Raw genomic sequence first — 16,509 nt, forward strand, 5'->3', positions numbered from 1 at the left:
TCATGGAACAAGTAAAGCAAAATGGTAAGAGCTCTGTATGGCAATTAGTCAGAGGATGGATCATTGGTATATTTGCCTCAGCATCTTTTGGATTGATACCTTTCTTTACTCTTCCGGTTATGGAAATAGGTGTTTCTAAAGGTACCATTATTTTTTACCGTTTTCTTTTTTCTGCCCTTATCATTGGTTTATTGTCTTTCTTTAGGAAGAAAAATCTCAAAGTGCCCAAGAAAGCAATTCCCAGTGTATTTGCTCTTGCCATGATGTATGTTGGCTCAGCTATGTTTCTTTTCTGGGGATTCTACTACATGCCGTCTGGAGTAGCCACAGTGATACACTTTCTCTATCCTGTATTCTTAGTTATTATCTTAGCTATATTCTACCGCCAACGCATCTCGCCTGTCTCTTTACTTGCCATTATTATGGCAATATTGGGCGTGTCATTTATTATGGATGTCTGGGGAGAGGGAAGTGGAGGTATAGAAACATTTGGTCTTATCGTTGTAGCTCTGTCTGCTTTCGCCTATGCACTTTATATCGTAATAGTTCAACACTCTCCCGTTAAAAGTGTTTCCGGTTCTGTGCTTACCTTTTGGGTAATGCTCCTTGCAGCGGGAATAGTTTGGATTATAGAGAATCTCACTCAAGGCGGACTTACTCAGATCCCGCAGCTTGAAGAGTGGCTTTATATCGTAGGTTTGGCTCTTATTCCGACAGTTCTTTCCAATCTTGCTTTAGTCGTTGCCATACGTTCCATAGGTTCTACTGCCGCTTCTGTACTGGGAGCTATGGAGCCATTAACTGCTATGGCTGTTGGAATTATTGTGTTTGATGAACCTGTTTATACTTTGACATTTTCCGGTATTTTGCTTATTCTCTGTGCCGTTACACTTATCATAACATCAGGAGTGATAGAACGCTCCTCTTTTTATGGGCGCATTGCCGGGCTGGTTAGAAAAAAGTGATTGCTTCACCTTACTCATTTCTATTCCTAAAGTATTTCACTTACAAAACAGTGCTGCTCAACAATTTTTTATTGGTTCCACAACCAATGAAAACTCTCAAGCAGCACTGACTATTTTTGTTACCATCTCTTGTAGAGACTATATCAAGAGTAAGACACGTGTTATGTCTTTCCGCAGAGGAAATAGAAAATAGCTATTATCAGTAAGATCCCCAGCATGAAGAGGAATATCTTCAGAAAGCTCTTGGGATAGTTTCCGGTAACCTCCCCAGTCCTTCCATTTACTATAAACTGATAGAGCTTTCCGTTGTAGTTGAAAGCACTGATCCATAGAGGCAAAAGCATGAGCTTGAACATAATATTACTGTATTCCGTATTCATAGAATGGATTCGCTGACGATCGCCTCCGATGTCATTCCGAACCATTTGCTCAAGCTCTGCTTCCATCTTCATTTTTGCCTCCGATATACTTTCACGAAAATCCTGTTGGTATATTTCTGTGATAAATCCGGCAATATATTCATGGCTGTAAGGAAGGCAGTTCTTGGTATCCCAGTGAGTGAGATCGTTCATCAAGCTTTTGGGTAATGTATGGGAAGCCGGTACCAATAGATCGTCAAAGCTATGGCTGATATCTCCGAAAGTATAGTACCAGTCTGTCACGGTTCTATGCCGTATGTTCCCTTTCTCATCTTTATCCACCTCCGTCCTGTCTATACCGCGCTCTCCGGTATATTGGGTTTCGGTGTCGGCATCATAACTCCAGAAAGGGAGATAGATCCCCTTGAAAGAGTCGGTTGCTATGTCTCCTCTTTTGACCTTATTGGGCAAAAACCAACGAGAGCCTATCCATTTCCTAAAACTCTCTTGGCTTCTCTTTTCGGTGATGGAGAAAGGGAGGACATAGTTTGGAAGCCACGTCGACTGAAGGCTTGTCTCGCTCAATATAAGGGGAGTACCGCAAAAGGCGCAACTCATACCGCTGGTGTTCGAAGGCATAGATGTCTTTGCTCCACACTGCTTACACCTTACCTGTCTTACTTTCAGGAGGCTTTCTGTTTCGGTCTCTTTCTCTTTCTTTCTTCCATTGAAATGAGTAGCCCAATACTCAAAGTCGTTTTCGACAATCTTTCCGGGAGTCAGGTTTAAGGCTTGAGTAAAACCACAGTTCTGACACTTGAGAGTCTGACTTTCGGGGTCGAAACGTGTGTAGCTTCCACATCTCTCACACTTTGTCTGCAAGGCACTATCAATCTCGGTCTCTACCATATCCATCGTGTTTGATCATGAAATCTTTCTGTTGCACATCTTTACTCCTTAGGAAGAGGAGGAGGGGTTGCTCCGAAAAGTTCGTTCAGAGCTGGGATGGAAGAAGCGGATGCCCAGTCCGACATTCCTGCTGTCCAGACCAGGCTATCAGGAGATAAAGATCCTGCTTCGTGCATCCGGATGAGTTCTTCTTTGGAGAAAGGTCCTTTCGGTTTACCATCCAGAGCCACATGATAGAGTACTGCTTCCGGTACAGGAGGAGGCATAGCTCCAGTTGCCTGACCGGAAGGCGAGGCTGACAAGCCTTGGCTTACTTGGTTAGCCATCTGAGATGCCATCGCAAAGCCCATTCCCATTCCCATTGCATCTCCTGCCGGAGATCCGCCATGTACTGCTCCTTTTTCGAGAGAGTTTGCAAACTGCATTTGGGTGTAAGCATTCATGTTTCCTATCACACCCATGCTTGTACGGCGATCGAGGGCTTGTTCGACGCTTTCGGGCAGAGATATGTTTTCGATGAGAAACTTTGTCAGATCCAAACCATAATCTGCGAAGTCCGCACAGAGTTTCTCGAAAAGGCTTTGAGAGAACTCATTGAGATTTGCGGCCAGATCAAGCGCAGCGATCTTGGATTCGCCCAGATAGTCGCTAAACTTTGTGATGACGAAGTTGCGCAGCTGTTCGCGGATACCTTCTGTTGTAAAGTGTTCGTTCGTTCCCAGTACTTTTCGGATGAAAGGTATCGGGTCGGACTGGATGCGGATATTAAAAGACCCGAAAGCCCGCAGCCTGATAGGACCAAATTCGGGGTCTCTCATCATGATCGGATTGGATGTCCCCCAGCGTTGGTTCAGAAACTCTTTTGTATTGACGAAGTAAACGTCCACTTTGAACGGTGAGTTGAAGCCGTATTTCCATCCCTTAAGAGTGGTCAGAATGGGCATGTTTTGAGTTGTAAGCTCATATCTTCCCGGCTGGAATACGTCGGCAAACTGACCTTCATTAACCAGCACCGCCAACTGTGTCTCTCTAACGGTAAGCTGCGCTCCGTTTTTAATTTCGGCTTGATAGCGAGGAAATCGCCAGACCATTGTATCCGAGCTGGAGTCTGTCCACTCGATGATGTCAATAAATTCTTTGAAAACTTTCTCTTTGATTGCTCCAAATAGTGACATAATTGCAGAATAATATTTTGTTGAATTAAACCATTTCTTTGTTCGAAGAGGAGCAGAAACATCTCCTTCCCCCTATGATCTGTCGTCTCTTCGTCTCATGACAAAGTAACGGAAAAAGGCAGCAAAAATCAATAGTCTGAGATGAAATGTTTAGCCCCTATTTAGGACAAAATCCGGGTATGCTGTCCTGCAATCATGTCGTTGAATAGTGCGTTTGTTCCGAAACTTTAGGGGCTTTTCTTCTGCATCTTGGTGGCTTCGCTTGGAGACCTTCTTTTTTTCCCTCTGAAGACTTAGCCGTTTTGCTCCCGGATCCACTTGAGAAAAGTTTGATTACTATTGGTCTAAAACTTAGAAACTATTTTTACTTGTTAGTAAGAGAGTTTATTCTTCTTGTTGAAAGAGTCGTTGTTCCGGACTGTTTTTCCGTTACAGTCGCAGATAAAAGCAGATGTTCGGGACAGAAGAGCCGACACGAGGCTTGGTTTTGAGGCAAAACAGAGTACCGAGATCTCGAAACAATGATGTGGAGCTCCTTTCTTCGGAGATGTTATGTTGTCAGGGGAAACAGGTATAAAAAAGACTCTTGCAAGGATGAAACAGCCTTTTGCAAGAGTCTTTAGAAGTGCCCGGAACGGGACTCGAACCCGTACAGCCACAATGGCTAAAGGATTTTAAGTCCTTCGTGTCTACCAATTCCACCATCTGGGCGCCATAAATTTCAGGCACAAAGGTAAAAGAAAAAGTTTACCCGTGCAAGGCAGCCGCCGAGCAAGGCTTATCTTGCTCCCAACTGGCTGTCCAATGTCATAAGACCGGCAGGATTCTTATCTATCAGCTTGAGCTTGTTTATAATATCCGCAACAGTCTCTTCCTCCTCTACTTGTTCGTCCACAAACGTGCGGAAGAAGTTTTCTGTGGCATAGTCCGTCTCCTTGATGGCAATGGTTACGATGTTGTTGATCGCTTTGGAAACGTTACATTCGTGCTCGTAGCTCTTCTCAAATGTGTGTAGGACGGACTTGAAGTCGGACTCCGGAGCTTCCACTCCTGCAAGGATGGGCATCTCTCCGCGCGAAAGGACGTATCTGATCATCGTAATGGCGTGCTGATACTCTTCATCGGCTTGCTTTGCAAACCATTTTGCAAAACCGGACCATCCCTCATTGGAAAGGTAGATGGACATGGAAAGATAGATATGGGAAGCATTAAGCTCCAGCTTGATCTGTTCGTCAATAGCTTGTTTAAGTGTCTTTGGAATCATAGTGTAACGATTTGTTTTAGTGTGAAAAACTATATAGTGATAAATACAAAATTATTGCTGTTTCTTTCCAGAAGAGTAGCGGCGAACTTCATCCACTAATGTCGCCACGTGTTCTACCGGCGTCTCTCGGTCTATGCCGTGCCCTAAGTTGAAGATGTGAGGCGTATCGGCAGGAACCTGATCCAATATCTCTCGCGCTCTCGCCCTTATGGCTTCCGGATCACCAAGCAAAAGGAATGGATCCGAATTGCCCTGCAATGGCATCCGAGGCAAAGCCTCCGCAACGGAAGAGAGCTCGTGGCGCCAATCCACTCCTATAACGGATGCACCCGACTCCTTATAGAGCTTATACCACGCAAGAGGAGCATCTTTCGTGAAGCAGATAATGGGGGGAGCGGACTCTCCCAATGCTTTTCGGACTCCTTCCATGACCTCCTGTGTGTATGCCAGGCTGAAAGTCTTGAACGACGGAGTGGAAAGTATCCCTCCCCATGTGTCGAAGATCTGTACAACATTTGCTCCGGCACGCACCTGCCCAACAAGATAGGAGATAAGGGCTTGAGAGAGTACGCTCAATAGTCTGTGCAAAAGATCCAGACGGCTGTACATCATCCGTCTGGTCTGTATGAACCGTTTGCTTCCACTGCCCTCTATCATGTAGCAAGCAAGCGTAAAAGGACTGCCGCAAAAGCCTATCAGCGGTACTGCACCCTCGAGCCTTTTCTTTGTCTCCTTGATAGCTTCCATGACATAGGACAACTTCTCCATGGACAATGGACTATCAAACTCCAGCTGTTTGATATCTCTTTCCGTTCGGATAGGATGCTTGAACAGAGGACCTTGATTCTCCTCGAAGTAGAGACCGAGTCCCATGGCATCGGGAACGGTAAGAATATCGGAAAAGATAATAACGGCATCCAACGGAAAACGCCTTAACGGCTGAAGAGTAATCTCCGCAGCAATGTCGGGGCGTGTACACATGCCCATGAAAGAGCCTACTTCCTCCCGTATCTTCATGTACTCCGGAAGATAGCGTCCGGCTTGTCTCATCATCCATATCGGTGTATGAGTGATGGGGCAGCCCTGAATAGCATCTATGAGCGTATTATTGTGTGCTTTCATCTTTTGTGTTATAGTTTTGGAGAGTCTTTCTTTTATAGATTTTTACCGTGAAAGAAATCTTTCCGTGTCTTAAACACAAAGATAGGAAAATATTTTAACGAGTCAGACCATGCAATTGCTTGGAAATACCTATATTCGCTATCCATAATTAAAGAATAATAAAAATGTAATCAATGGACAGATCTGTAGAACAACGTTATGACGCCCAAGATCTGGAAAAAGCTGTAAAGACGGTACTCGAAGGAGGTTTGATCCTCTATCCGACAGATACAATTTGGGGAATAGGCTGTGATGCGACAAATGATATAGCGGTATCTAAGGTTTTTGAACTAAAGAGGCGAGCAGACTCTAAGGCGCTCATTACACTTATGGAACACAGCGGATGGCTTGAAAGATATATGCTAGAGGTGCCCGAAATAGCGTATGATCTGGTAGAATTGGCGACAGAACCTCTTACCATTATCTATCCGAATGTTACGGGAGTAAGTGCTCTCTTGAAGGCTGAGGATGGAAGTGCCGGCATACGTATCCCTGATGATGCTTTCTGCAAAGCATTGTGCAACAAAATTAAACGCCCTCTTGTGTCTACTTCTGCAAATATCAGCGGAGAGAGTGCTCCTCGAAACTTTGAGGAGATAAGCGAGGAAATAAAGTCCGGAGTGGATTACGTGGTTAGCTTCAGGCAACAAGATCGCAATCCTGCTATGGCTTCCAAGATAATTAAACTTGATGTCGAAGGTTCTATAAAGATCATAAGAGGATAGATGAAACTGATAAAAGATATAGATTCGTTCTTTCTGAAGGTCTTACTTTGGCGGGAAAAGTATATCAAAGAAGGGCTGTTTATTCTTATTGTAGCATTCTTGATAGGTATTTGCAGCTCATTTGCTGCAGGTCTTCTTAAGACTATCATTCACGAGATTCAGGATTTTGTCATTTATACTACCGCCACTCAACGGCTCAACTTTTCTTATCTCATCTTTCCCGTTCTGGGAATATTGCTTTCCGGAATTTTTGTAAGGTACATTCTGAAGGATGATATAAGCCATGGCGTTACCAAGATTCTCTACGCTTTGAGTCAGAAGAAAAGTAGGATAAAACCGCACAATATGTGGTCTTCTCTTGTTGCTTCAAGTATGACAATTGGATTTGGAGGATCTGTCGGAGCCGAATCTCCAATCGTTCTGACAGGAGCCGCGATCGGTAGTAATATTGGTAGAGCTTTCCGGTTGGAGCAGCGAAATCTGATGTTGCTCGTCGGTTGTGGTGTTGCCGGAGCTGTTGCGGGTATTTTTAAGGCTCCTATCACCGGTTTGGTATTTGTGATAGAGGTTCTCATGTTGGATCTTACACTATCATCCGTACTGCCATTGCTTATCTCCTCTGTTACTGCAGCAACGCTCTCTTACGTAGCCTTCGGAACAGAACCTATGTTTGGGTTTTCTCACTCGGAGATGTTTACACTTGAGCGTATTCCGTTTGTGATATGTTTGGGGGTGATGTGTGGTTTGGTCTCTCTTTACTTTACGAAGATTTCTTTTTCTCTTGAGACACGTTTAAAAAAGATACCAAGCTATTGGGTACGCTATGCTTTGTGTGCTTCCATATTGAGTGCTCTTATCTTTCTTATACCAACACTGTATGGAGAAGGATACCTCACTATCAATGCTCTTATTAATGGTCATCCGAATTCTATATTGAAGAATACCATCTTTGCTAATATGGATAATCTCTTTTGGGTGTTACCGATATTTGTTGTTCTGAGTATTTTGATGAAAGTATTCGCAACTGTAACTACCAATTCCGGAGGTGGGTGTGGGGGAGTATTTGCACCAAGTCTTTTCTTAGGATGCTTGACAGGATTCCTTTTTGCATACTTACTCAACTACGCTCCATTTGCTCCATATCTTCCGACAAAAAACTTTGCTCTTATGGGCATGGCAGGGGTGATGGCTGGTATAATGCATGCACCTCTGACAGGAGTATTCCTTATTGCCGAACTTACCGGCGGGTATGATCTGTTTCTACCTCTGATGGTGGTCTCTATAAGTTCGTATGCTACCAATAAGATATTCCTTCCACATAATATCTACTCTCTTCGTTTAGCAGAGAAAGGTAAACTACTGACTCACAGGAAAGATCAAGCTATCCTTACACTTCTACATGTGGAGAACGTAATAGAAACGGATTTTAGTGAGCTTAGGCCGGATATGACCTTAGGCGAGATGGTACAAGTCTTTGGAGAGAGTAAAAGAAACCTTTTTCCGGTACTTACAGAGGACAGAAAGTTGGTTGGGATAGTATTGCTGGATAATATTAGGAACATCATGTTTCGCCCAGAACTATACGACAGATTTCTGGTGCAGAAGTTTATGGTATCACCTCCGGCGAGGGTAAATGTTAGCTTGACTATGGAAGAGGTGATGCACCAATTTGATGACACAGGGGCTTGGAACTTGCCTGTATTGGATGAAAAAGATTGTTATTTGGGATTTGTCTCCAAGTCTAAAATATTTAATAGTTACAGAGATCTTCTAATAACCAATTTTGACGGATAATAAAATGTCTGAAAACAATAAACAAAGATTGATAGTATTCTTTGGAACACCGGAGTTTGCTGCTCATATTTTAGACTATCTTGTATCTGAGAAATACAACATAGCCGGAGTGGTAACTGTTCCTGATAGACCTGCCGGAAGAGGACACAAGATGCAACCATCAGCTGTGAAAGTTGTGGCAGAGTCTAATAATCTCCCCCTGTTGCAACCGGAAAGCCTTAAAGATTTGAAGTTTGTATCTTCTTTGCAGGCATGGAGAGCAGAGATATTTGTCGTAGTAGCATTCAGGATGCTTCCTAAGATTGTTTGGAATATGCCAGCCCTGGGGACTTTTAATCTTCATGCAAGCTTATTACCTGCGTACAGAGGAGCAGCACCGATCAATAGAGCTATCCAGAATGGAGAAACACGTACCGGAATTACCACATTTTTATTAGATGAAGAAATAGATACCGGACGAATATTGTTGCAAGAAGAGGTGAATATAGAGCCTGTAGATAATGCAGGTTCTCTACACGACAAACTGATGAATAGGGGGAAATTTTTGGTAGCAAAAACCATAGATGGGCTATTTGATGGTACCATTTCAGATGGTATTCCACAAGATCCGATAGCTGCAGCACAAGCTCCATCCGCTCCGAAGATTTTTAAGGAAGATCAGCTCCTCTCGTTTACACAATCTAATGCAGAATCCCTCTTGCTTACTATAAGGGCCATGTCTCCCTATCCTGCTGCTTTAGCTGAGTGTGAAGATGAAGAAGGGAACTCTTTACAGTTTAAGGTGTATGATGCGAAAATTGGAGATCATGTCTCTAATTCTGCTCCAGGAATATGTGAGACAGATGGAAAGAGTTTTTTGAGAGTAATTGCTGCGGACGGAAAGTCTGTGGAACTTCTTGAACTTCAACCTCCAAGTAAGAAAAGAATGACGATTCAAGCGTTTTTGAATGGGTCAAGAAAGAATCTTCTTTTGAAATTTAGATAATGGCATTTTTCCCTTAATCTTTTTTGTAGAATCAATAAAAATGGCTTTATTTGCAGTGATATCGCCTTTATAGAGCGAGACGAATTTAGAGAAAGAATAATAAACATACTATATAAAGTAACAGCATTATGGGCATACTGAAATACTTAGGCATCATTATTGAACTTATCGGTGCCGCAATTTTGATCTTTGTTGGTCTTAGAGGAAATATCCAAAGCAATACTCTTTTGGTTGTGGGGTTAATTGCTGTGGTAGGTGGGTTCCTTTTCCACATCATTGCTAATAAGTATCTTGTTCCAATGAGAGAAAAATAAGAGACTTTGTACCTTCTTGTTATAAAAAGAATAGAAGCTGTCCAGATGATCATTTGGACAGTTTTTCTTTTATAGAACAATCCCAACGGATAATAACCTTGAAAAAGAACAGATATTATACAATAGTATGGTCCGTCGGATTGCTTGCTAAGGATTGAACATCGTGGTGGATATGAAGATCTCTATCCACACAGAAAATCGTTCGCACTAATTTTTGAACACTTCCAACATCGTGAGAGATCACTATAATGGCGGTCTCTTTGTTTATTTCGGGAAGAAGAGAGTAGAGATGACCCTCAAAACGTTTATCTACATACGTATTAGGTTCATCTAATATAAGCAGAGCTGGAGAAGACACCAATGCGCGAGCGAGAAGTATGCGTTGGAGTTGTCCTCCGGATAGTTTCCCTATGTGAGCATCTTTGTAGTCAATCATGTGTACTCTTTTGAGCATATCTTCCACTTTCTGCCGAATATTATAGATGTCTTTTATACCTTTTTTCCAGCTTTTTACCAATCCACTACTCACTACATCATAAACAGATATGGGAAACTGTTTGTCTATGCTACTTTGTTGCGGAAGATAACCAATTCCAAATGTCGGAAATAGGGAGCCCTCTTCTCCATAAAGAACTTTTCCGGAGAAAGGCTTTATCATTCCTAATAGTACTTTTATCAAAGTTGTCTTTCCCCCACCATTGGGGCCAATAATACCTATAAAATCGTTAGAAGAGATTTCAAACGATACTCTTGGAAGAATGATATCCCCATCATATCCGGCTACAATATCTATAGCTTTTATTAATAAAGGCATTAGTTGAATATCGCTTTTGCTGTAGCTAATAGCTCCTTATCCCATTCTTCGGATAGCGGATTTATGGTGTGAGTAGGAAGAGATAAAGACTTGGCAATAGCTTCCACGGAGCTGCTTGAAAACTCTTTTTGAAGCAATACAACTCTTGCATCTTGGTCTTTTGCCTCCTTTAATATCTTCTCTATATGCTTGGGAGTCGGCTCTTTGCCTTCGTGTTCCACTGCTATTTGAGAGAGTCCCCATTCTCCCGAAAAGAAAGAGAGAGAGGGGTGAAAGATTACAAATGAGCGAGTTGAAGAGTTCGATTTTAGTAGTTCTATCTCTTTTTCCAATAAATCCATTTCATGGATAAGCTGATCATAGTTCTTTTCCAATAAATCTTTATGCTTAGGAAAAATAGCTTGGAATGTCTCAAACATCCCTTTTGCTATCGCACGTCCTCCAAGAATAGAAGACCAATAATGAGGATCTCCCATGCTTGAGTGGACATGCCCCGGATGAGAACAAATATGATCTGACCCATATGCTTCCATAATTTCTTTAGGAACATAGTTTGAAAGATCTACACTCTTTATTCCATTCTCATTGATGGTATTGACCAAAGTTTTCTCCATAAGCAAACTTCCCATGTAAAAGAATACCTTACATGATGATAAGGAGAGAAGGGTATTGGGTGTAGGATCAAAGGACTCAGGGTTTGCTCCAGGAGGAACCAATACTCTTACGTTGGCGACGTCTCCTAACAGTTTTTCTGCAAAGAATCTCTGTGGAGAAATACTTACCACAATTTCTGGCTTAGAATCTGTCTTATCATTAGATGTACAAGAGAGACAAGATAAGATCAGAATGACCCCAATAGTGTGCTGAAAGATCTTAGAGACGATAAGTTTTTGCATTAACATCTACGGAGTCTGTCCTTGTAGGAGTTTTGGAACTTTTATTTTCTTCCGGAGAAGAGATAATAAGTTTTGAAGAATTGTCTATGTCGTTCTTATTAACCTTATCAGAGCTTAATAATGCTTCGGATGAGTTTAGCAGCTTTAGGTCTATGCTGTCTGTTTTAAACGTACCTGCAAGTAGTTCGGAGGCTCTTAGTACTGACGCTTTAAGATATTTGGAACTCCCTTCTAAGGTTGCCTCAGATGCATCTGCCAATTTAAGATGGAAAATATTTACATCTCCTGAAAAGAGCAGAGTTGATGCATCTTGAGTTACTACTGTAAGGGTATCAATATTACCCTGCAATGAGAAACTTCCGGCTTTATTGATTTCTGCATTAAGTTTGGAAAGCCACTTTTCACCAATTGAAAATTTTGCCGATGCAGCTTTGTCTAAACTAATGTCCGTGAAGTTCATCTTTCGGGATTTTATTTTTATATAGATTTGTTCATTGTCAGAATCATGTCTATAGTCCACAATCCTTAAAACTTTTCTGTTGTCTTGTTTAGAGATCTTGAATAAAATATCTTCTTCCGAGAGGTCTTGATCTACTATTTCATATATGGTGTGCTTAACCTCCTTATCATAGATAAAGTCTAATAGAATATTTCCTTCAATTTCTACTGCATCAAAGTCCTCTAATTCTCCTTCCTCTGGAATCTCTTTTTTGTTCCTGTCCTCCGAAGTATGTACAACAATCCTGTCATTGTAAGATGCACTACGCTTAAACGTGCATTTGGCAATCATTAATGCTACGGCACAGCACAGAAGTGCCAATATCGTTGTCAATCTCTTGCTTTCTCGCATATTCGGAAATTATTTCTGATTAAACTTTGAAAATCCACTTGTTTCTCCACGTCGAATTTCCGGAACTTTTTCACTTGCATTAGTTAACAAAGAACTACCATAGACACCATAATAGAGTTCGGTGTTGACATTGGTTGTGGCTGAGCTTGCTCCTGAAACTTCAACCTTACCTACTTTAGTAAGCAGTTTTTTTAAGTTTGCAGACGAAGCTCCTGATATTTCTAGATCTAACAAGCGTGTGTGCCCGGACATATCAATATTAGAAGCTCCGGATAGTTCACAGTCAACTTTGTCAAAGTTCCCGGATATCCTTGCTGTTGATGCCCCAGAAAGCTCAACGTCCAATTCCCGAATGTCCGCAGAACAACCAAAAGATGATGCTCCGGAAAGTTCTATTGCAAGTTTGTCTATGTTTGTGGATTGACTTGAATTGACAAGGATTGTAGATGCTCCTTGTAGAGAAAAGCCTCGTAGAACAGATAGGTCTGTTACATGTAGTATAAATTCTATTCTGCTATTCTTTGTAAAAGGAATTTTCTTAGGCCCAACAACTTTTACTTTCCCATTATCTACTTGTATTTCCGTGCCTTTTGCGTATTTGGAATCGGAAATAAGTTCTAAATAGTTTCTATTGGACTGCTTAACAGTTATCTTAACGACTCTTTCTGCTTCTACAAATTTAGGAGATTCAGGTAGGTCATATTGTCTATTTTCATTCTTGTTGAAGTCTTGTGCATAGGCGAATCCGGCCAAGAGAGTCGCAAGTATTACTACAAAAGAAAAGAAGCTTTTACTGTTCATTATGCTAAGATATTTTATGGTTTGTATTTTGTTCGTTCAAATGTAATTTGAGGACAGCCATATACAGGTGCTAATTTAGCAATTTCTATTGTAATGGAAGTCGTTCAGACGAATCATCTGTCATAAAACAAAAGCAATATCGCTATGGTTGAGCGGTATTGCTTTTGTTTTCTTTCGCTGTCCGGACAGAAGATCAATACTCTTCCTCGTTAAAGAAAAAATCTTCTTTACTGGGATAGTCTGCCCAAATATCTTCAATAGAGTCATATATCTCACCTTCTTCTTCTATTTCTTGTAAGTTTTCTATGACTTCCATAGGTGCTCCGGATCGCTGAGCATAGTCTATAAGTTCATCCTTGCTTGCAGGCCATGGCGCATCTTCCAATTTTGATGCAAGTTCTAGTGTCCAGTACATAGTGATTTAGTTGTCGTTATAGGTTCTTTTAATTATTCTTTCTCCGAAGAAAACACAATCCGTCTTCCGGAGTACAAACTTGGCGCAAAGTAAAACATTTTTTCTCAAAAACCAATTCTTGTGTGTGTTTTCTTCTGTTTTGTATAGGGAAAGGCTTCTTTTGATTCTTTTCTTGCGCTTTCAAAGGAGTTTAATAATTCACTTCAGAGTGTCTGATTTTATCGTAAAATAGAAGCTGTTAGCTGATTTATCTCTACATCGTTTTTGTTATCTTTGCACAATATTTAAGTAGTAAAAATCAGAGTATGGAATATAACTTTTCGACCATAGAAAAAAAGTGGCAAGACTACTGGTCAAAAAACTCAACGTATAAGATTGTTGAAGACACATCTCGTCCGAAATTTTACATATTGGATATGTTTCCATATCCCTCCGGAGCCGGGTTACATGTGGGGCACCCATTAGGATATATTGCATCAGATATATATGCAAGATACAAGACACATAAAGGATTTAATGTTTTGCATCCTATGGGCTTCGATGCGTATGGCTTACCGGCAGAGCAGTATGCCATTCAAACAGGCCAGCACCCTGAAGTAACGACCTATAAAAATATTGATCGATACAAAGAACAGCTTGCCAAGATCGGTTTCGGTTATGATTGGGATAGAGAGATTCGCACTTCTGAGCCGGGTTATTATAAGTGGACTCAATGGGCATTTTTAAGGATGTTTGGCTCTTATTACGACAACATACAGAATAAAGCTCTTCCCATAGAACAACTAGTGTCTCACTTTGAGCATAAAGGAACAGAGGGACTTGATGTTGCTTGCTCCGATGAAATTTATTTTACCGCAGAGGAATGGAAGGGGAAAAGTGAGAAAGAGCAGCAAGAGATCTTGATGAACTATCGGATAGCATACCTTGGAGAAACAATGGTAAACTGGTGTGCTGCTTTAGGTACGGTTCTTGCCAACGATGAAGTCAGCGAAGGTCTCTCTGTTCGCGGAGGACATCCGGTAGAACAACGCAAGATGAAGCAGTGGTGCCTGCGTATTTCTGCTTATGCAGACAGGCTTTTAAGCGGCTTGGAAGGTTTGAACTGGACAGAATCGCTTAAAGAAACACAGCGCAACTGGATTGGTAAAAGTGAAGGGGCAGAGATAAAGTTTCATATAGCAGATTCCGATGCTGTTATCACTGTGTTTACCACAAGAGCAGATACTTTGTTTGGAGTCTCCTTCATGGTACTGGCTCCCGAAAGCGAATATGTGAGTGTCATCACTTCCTCCGAGTATAGGGAAGAAGTGAAAGCTTATCTGGATGCGACGAAAAAGAAAACTGAGCGTGAGCGTATTTCTGATCGTCGAGTGACCGGTGTATTTACGGGAGGTTATGCCATCCATCCTATTACAAAGCAGCCAATTCCCATCTGGATTAGCGATTATGTCCTTTCCGGATATGGAACCGGTGCAATCATGGCTGTTCCTGCTCATGATAGTAGAGACTTTGCCTTTGCTCACCACTTTGGCTTGCCTATACTTCCGGTTGTAAAACCTCTGGACGGAGAACTTTTGCCGGTAGAGGAGTGGAAAGATAGCTTGGACAGTAAAGAGGGAGTCATGATAAACTCTGATTTTCTTAATGGACTGTCGGTAAGAGATGCTATTGCCGAGATGAAGAATTATATCCACGACCATGACTTGGGACGAGTTAAAACCAATTTCCGTCTTCGTGATGCCATATTCAGTCGTCAGAGATATTGGGGAGAGCCTTTTCCTATCTATTACAAAGAGGGAATGCCTTATCCTCTACCGGAAGAGCAACTTCCACTTGAATTGCCGGAGGTAGATAAGTTTCTTCCAACAGAATCAGGAGAGCCTCCTCTCGGTCGAGCAAAGGACTGGAAGACCCAAGACGGCTATCCCTTAGAGCTCTCAACGATGCCCGGATTTGCCGGATCTTCTGCGTACTATTTGAGGTATATGGATCCTCATAATCCGGAGGCTTTGGTTGACAAGCAAAAGAACGAATATTGGAAGAATGTAGATCTCTATATCGGAGGGACGGAACATGCCACCGGACACCTTATATATAGTCGTTTTTGGAATAAGTTCTTGTTTGATTTAGGCATCATTTGTGAAGATGAACCCTTCAAGAAACTTATTAACCAAGGAATGATACAAGGACGATCCAATTTTGTTTATAGAATCAAGGAGACCAATACGTTTGTCTCTCTTGGTTTGAAAGATCAGTATGATACTACTGCAATACATGTCGATGTAAATATTGTTCATAACGATCGTTTAGACTTGGATGCATTCAAAAGATGGATGCCGGAGTTTGCAACAGCAGAGTTTATCCTCGAAGATGGAGAGTATATCTGTGGTTACGCAGTAGAAAAGATGAGTAAGAGTCTCTTCAATGTAGTCAATCCTGATGATATTGTTGCACAATATGGAGCGGATACGCTCAGACTATACGAAATGTTTTTAGGTCCGTTGGAGCAATCTAAGCCTTGGGATACTAAGGGTATAGATGGTGTTCATCGTTTCTTGAGAAAGTTCGTCGGACTATACGATAATATCACGGATGAAAAACCTTCTTCGGAAGAGTATAAAATCTTGCACACTCTTATCAAGAAGTTAGGGCAGGGAATCGAGTCTTTCTCTTTTAATACCTGCGTCAGTGCCTTTATGATCTGCGTTAATGAGTTGCAAGCCGGTCGTTGCAGTAAGAGACAGATTTTAGAGCCTCTTACGATTTTACTTTCTCCTTTTGCCCCACACTTGGCAGAAGAGTTGTGGCAGTATCTCGGACATGAAAAGACTATTACTCAAGAGCCTTTCCCGGCGTTGGAAGAGCAATACCTGGTTGAAGCCGAGATAAATTATCCTGTGTCTTTCAATGGCAAGGTGCGTTTCCAACTCCCTCTCCCAGCAGATATGGGTAAGAATGAAGTGGAGAAAGTTGCTTTATCACATCCGGACACAGCCAAATGGCTTGTGGGAGCCACACCTAAAAAAGTGATAGTTGTTCCCGGAAAGATTATAAACATAGTACATTAAATACAAAAACATAA

General features: G+C 41.7%; 15 protein-coding genes and 1 tRNA gene. 6 read left to right on the forward strand and 10 right to left on the reverse strand.

Features of this window, described 5'->3' with window-relative positions; all coding sequences use genetic code 11:
- Nucleotides 1-2 precede the first annotated feature (2 nt).
- A complete protein-coding gene (locus tag JT26_RS08060; RefSeq protein ID WP_052110471.1) occupies nt 3-965 on the forward strand; it encodes a DMT family transporter in 963 nt (320 codons plus the stop codon).
- Between the two features lie 161 nt (nt 966-1,126).
- Here JT26_RS08060 and JT26_RS08065 read toward each other — a convergent pair whose 3' ends face one another.
- The 5 genes from JT26_RS08065 to hemE all read right to left on the reverse strand — a co-directional run bounded on the left by JT26_RS08065 (nt 1,127) and on the right by hemE (nt 5,794).
- Nucleotides 1,127-2,239 carry a hypothetical protein gene (locus JT26_RS08065; protein WP_036848677.1) on the reverse strand — a complete coding sequence of 371 codons (1,113 nt, stop codon included), beginning with the start codon at nt 2,237-2,239 and terminating at the stop codon, nt 1,127-1,129.
- Between the two features lie 35 nt (nt 2,240-2,274).
- Nucleotides 2,275-3,408 (reverse strand): SPFH domain-containing protein, encoded by a 1,134-nt coding sequence (locus tag JT26_RS08070; RefSeq protein ID WP_036788705.1) that lies wholly within the window; start codon nt 3,406-3,408, stop codon nt 2,275-2,277.
- Between the two features lie 626 nt (nt 3,409-4,034).
- A tRNA-Leu gene (locus JT26_RS08080) sits at nt 4,035-4,119 on the reverse strand.
- Nucleotides 4,120-4,186: 67 nt separating this feature from the next.
- Nucleotides 4,187-4,672, reverse strand: a complete 486-nt coding sequence (locus tag JT26_RS08085) for a ferritin (RefSeq protein WP_036788711.1) — start codon at nt 4,670-4,672, stop codon at nt 4,187-4,189.
- 51 nt (nt 4,673-4,723) lie between these two features.
- Nucleotides 4,724-5,794 carry a uroporphyrinogen decarboxylase gene (hemE, locus tag JT26_RS08090; protein WP_036848681.1) on the reverse strand — a complete coding sequence of 357 codons (1,071 nt, stop codon included), beginning with the start codon at nt 5,792-5,794 and terminating at the stop codon, nt 4,724-4,726.
- Nucleotides 5,795-5,967: 173 nt separating this feature from the next.
- Between hemE and JT26_RS08095 the strand changes: the two genes are divergently transcribed.
- The 4 genes from JT26_RS08095 to JT26_RS08110 all read left to right on the forward strand — a co-directional run bounded on the left by JT26_RS08095 (nt 5,968) and on the right by JT26_RS08110 (nt 9,651).
- Nucleotides 5,968-6,558, forward strand: coding sequence for an L-threonylcarbamoyladenylate synthase (locus tag JT26_RS08095; protein WP_036788715.1), 591 nt, complete (start codon nt 5,968-5,970; stop codon nt 6,556-6,558).
- Nucleotides 6,559-8,352, forward strand: coding sequence for a chloride channel protein (locus tag JT26_RS08100; protein WP_036848685.1), 1,794 nt, complete (start codon nt 6,559-6,561; stop codon nt 8,350-8,352). It abuts the gene before it with no gap.
- Nucleotides 8,353-8,356: 4 nt separating this feature from the next.
- Nucleotides 8,357-9,337: a methionyl-tRNA formyltransferase gene (gene fmt, locus JT26_RS08105; protein WP_036848688.1), complete on the forward strand. Its 981-nt coding sequence runs from the start codon at nt 8,357-8,359 to the stop codon at nt 9,335-9,337.
- A 128-nt stretch (nt 9,338-9,465) separates the two neighbouring features.
- Nucleotides 9,466-9,651, forward strand: a complete 186-nt coding sequence (locus JT26_RS08110) for a hypothetical protein (protein WP_036788723.1) — start codon at nt 9,466-9,468, stop codon at nt 9,649-9,651.
- Nucleotides 9,652-9,766: 115 nt separating this feature from the next.
- Here the strand turns inward: JT26_RS08110 and JT26_RS08115 are convergent, their stop codons facing one another.
- From JT26_RS08115 to JT26_RS08135, 5 genes are all read right to left on the reverse strand, one after another.
- The gene (locus tag JT26_RS08115; RefSeq protein ID WP_052110472.1) at nt 9,767-10,465 is read right to left on the reverse strand and encodes a metal ABC transporter ATP-binding protein; all 699 of its coding nucleotides are present in this window, start codon (nt 10,463-10,465) and stop codon (nt 9,767-9,769) included.
- A complete protein-coding gene (locus JT26_RS08120) occupies nt 10,465-11,361 on the reverse strand; it encodes a metal ABC transporter solute-binding protein, Zn/Mn family (RefSeq protein ID WP_036848691.1) in 897 nt (298 codons plus the stop codon). The genes JT26_RS08115 and JT26_RS08120 overlap by 1 nt, the downstream gene beginning before the upstream one ends.
- Nucleotides 11,339-12,211: a hypothetical protein gene (locus JT26_RS08125; RefSeq protein ID WP_036848694.1), complete on the reverse strand. Its 873-nt coding sequence runs from the start codon at nt 12,209-12,211 to the stop codon at nt 11,339-11,341. The genes JT26_RS08120 and JT26_RS08125 overlap by 23 nt, the downstream gene beginning before the upstream one ends.
- A gap of 9 nt (nt 12,212-12,220) precedes the next feature.
- A complete protein-coding gene (locus tag JT26_RS08130) occupies nt 12,221-13,012 on the reverse strand; it encodes a GIN domain-containing protein (protein ID WP_036848697.1) in 792 nt (263 codons plus the stop codon).
- Nucleotides 13,013-13,205: 193 nt separating this feature from the next.
- The gene (locus tag JT26_RS08135) at nt 13,206-13,427 is read right to left on the reverse strand and encodes a DUF2795 domain-containing protein (RefSeq protein WP_036788734.1); all 222 of its coding nucleotides are present in this window, start codon (nt 13,425-13,427) and stop codon (nt 13,206-13,208) included.
- A gap of 305 nt (nt 13,428-13,732) precedes the next feature.
- On the opposite strand from JT26_RS08135, the gene leuS reads away from it, so the two are divergent.
- Nucleotides 13,733-16,495, forward strand: a complete 2,763-nt coding sequence (gene leuS / locus JT26_RS08140) for a leucine--tRNA ligase (protein WP_036848701.1) — start codon at nt 13,733-13,735, stop codon at nt 16,493-16,495.
- Nucleotides 16,496-16,509 lie beyond the last annotated feature (14 nt).

This window comes from Porphyromonas sp. COT-108 OH1349, assembly GCF_000768755.1.
Lineage (GTDB): Bacteria > Bacteroidota > Bacteroidia > Bacteroidales > Porphyromonadaceae > Porphyromonas_A > Porphyromonas_A canoris.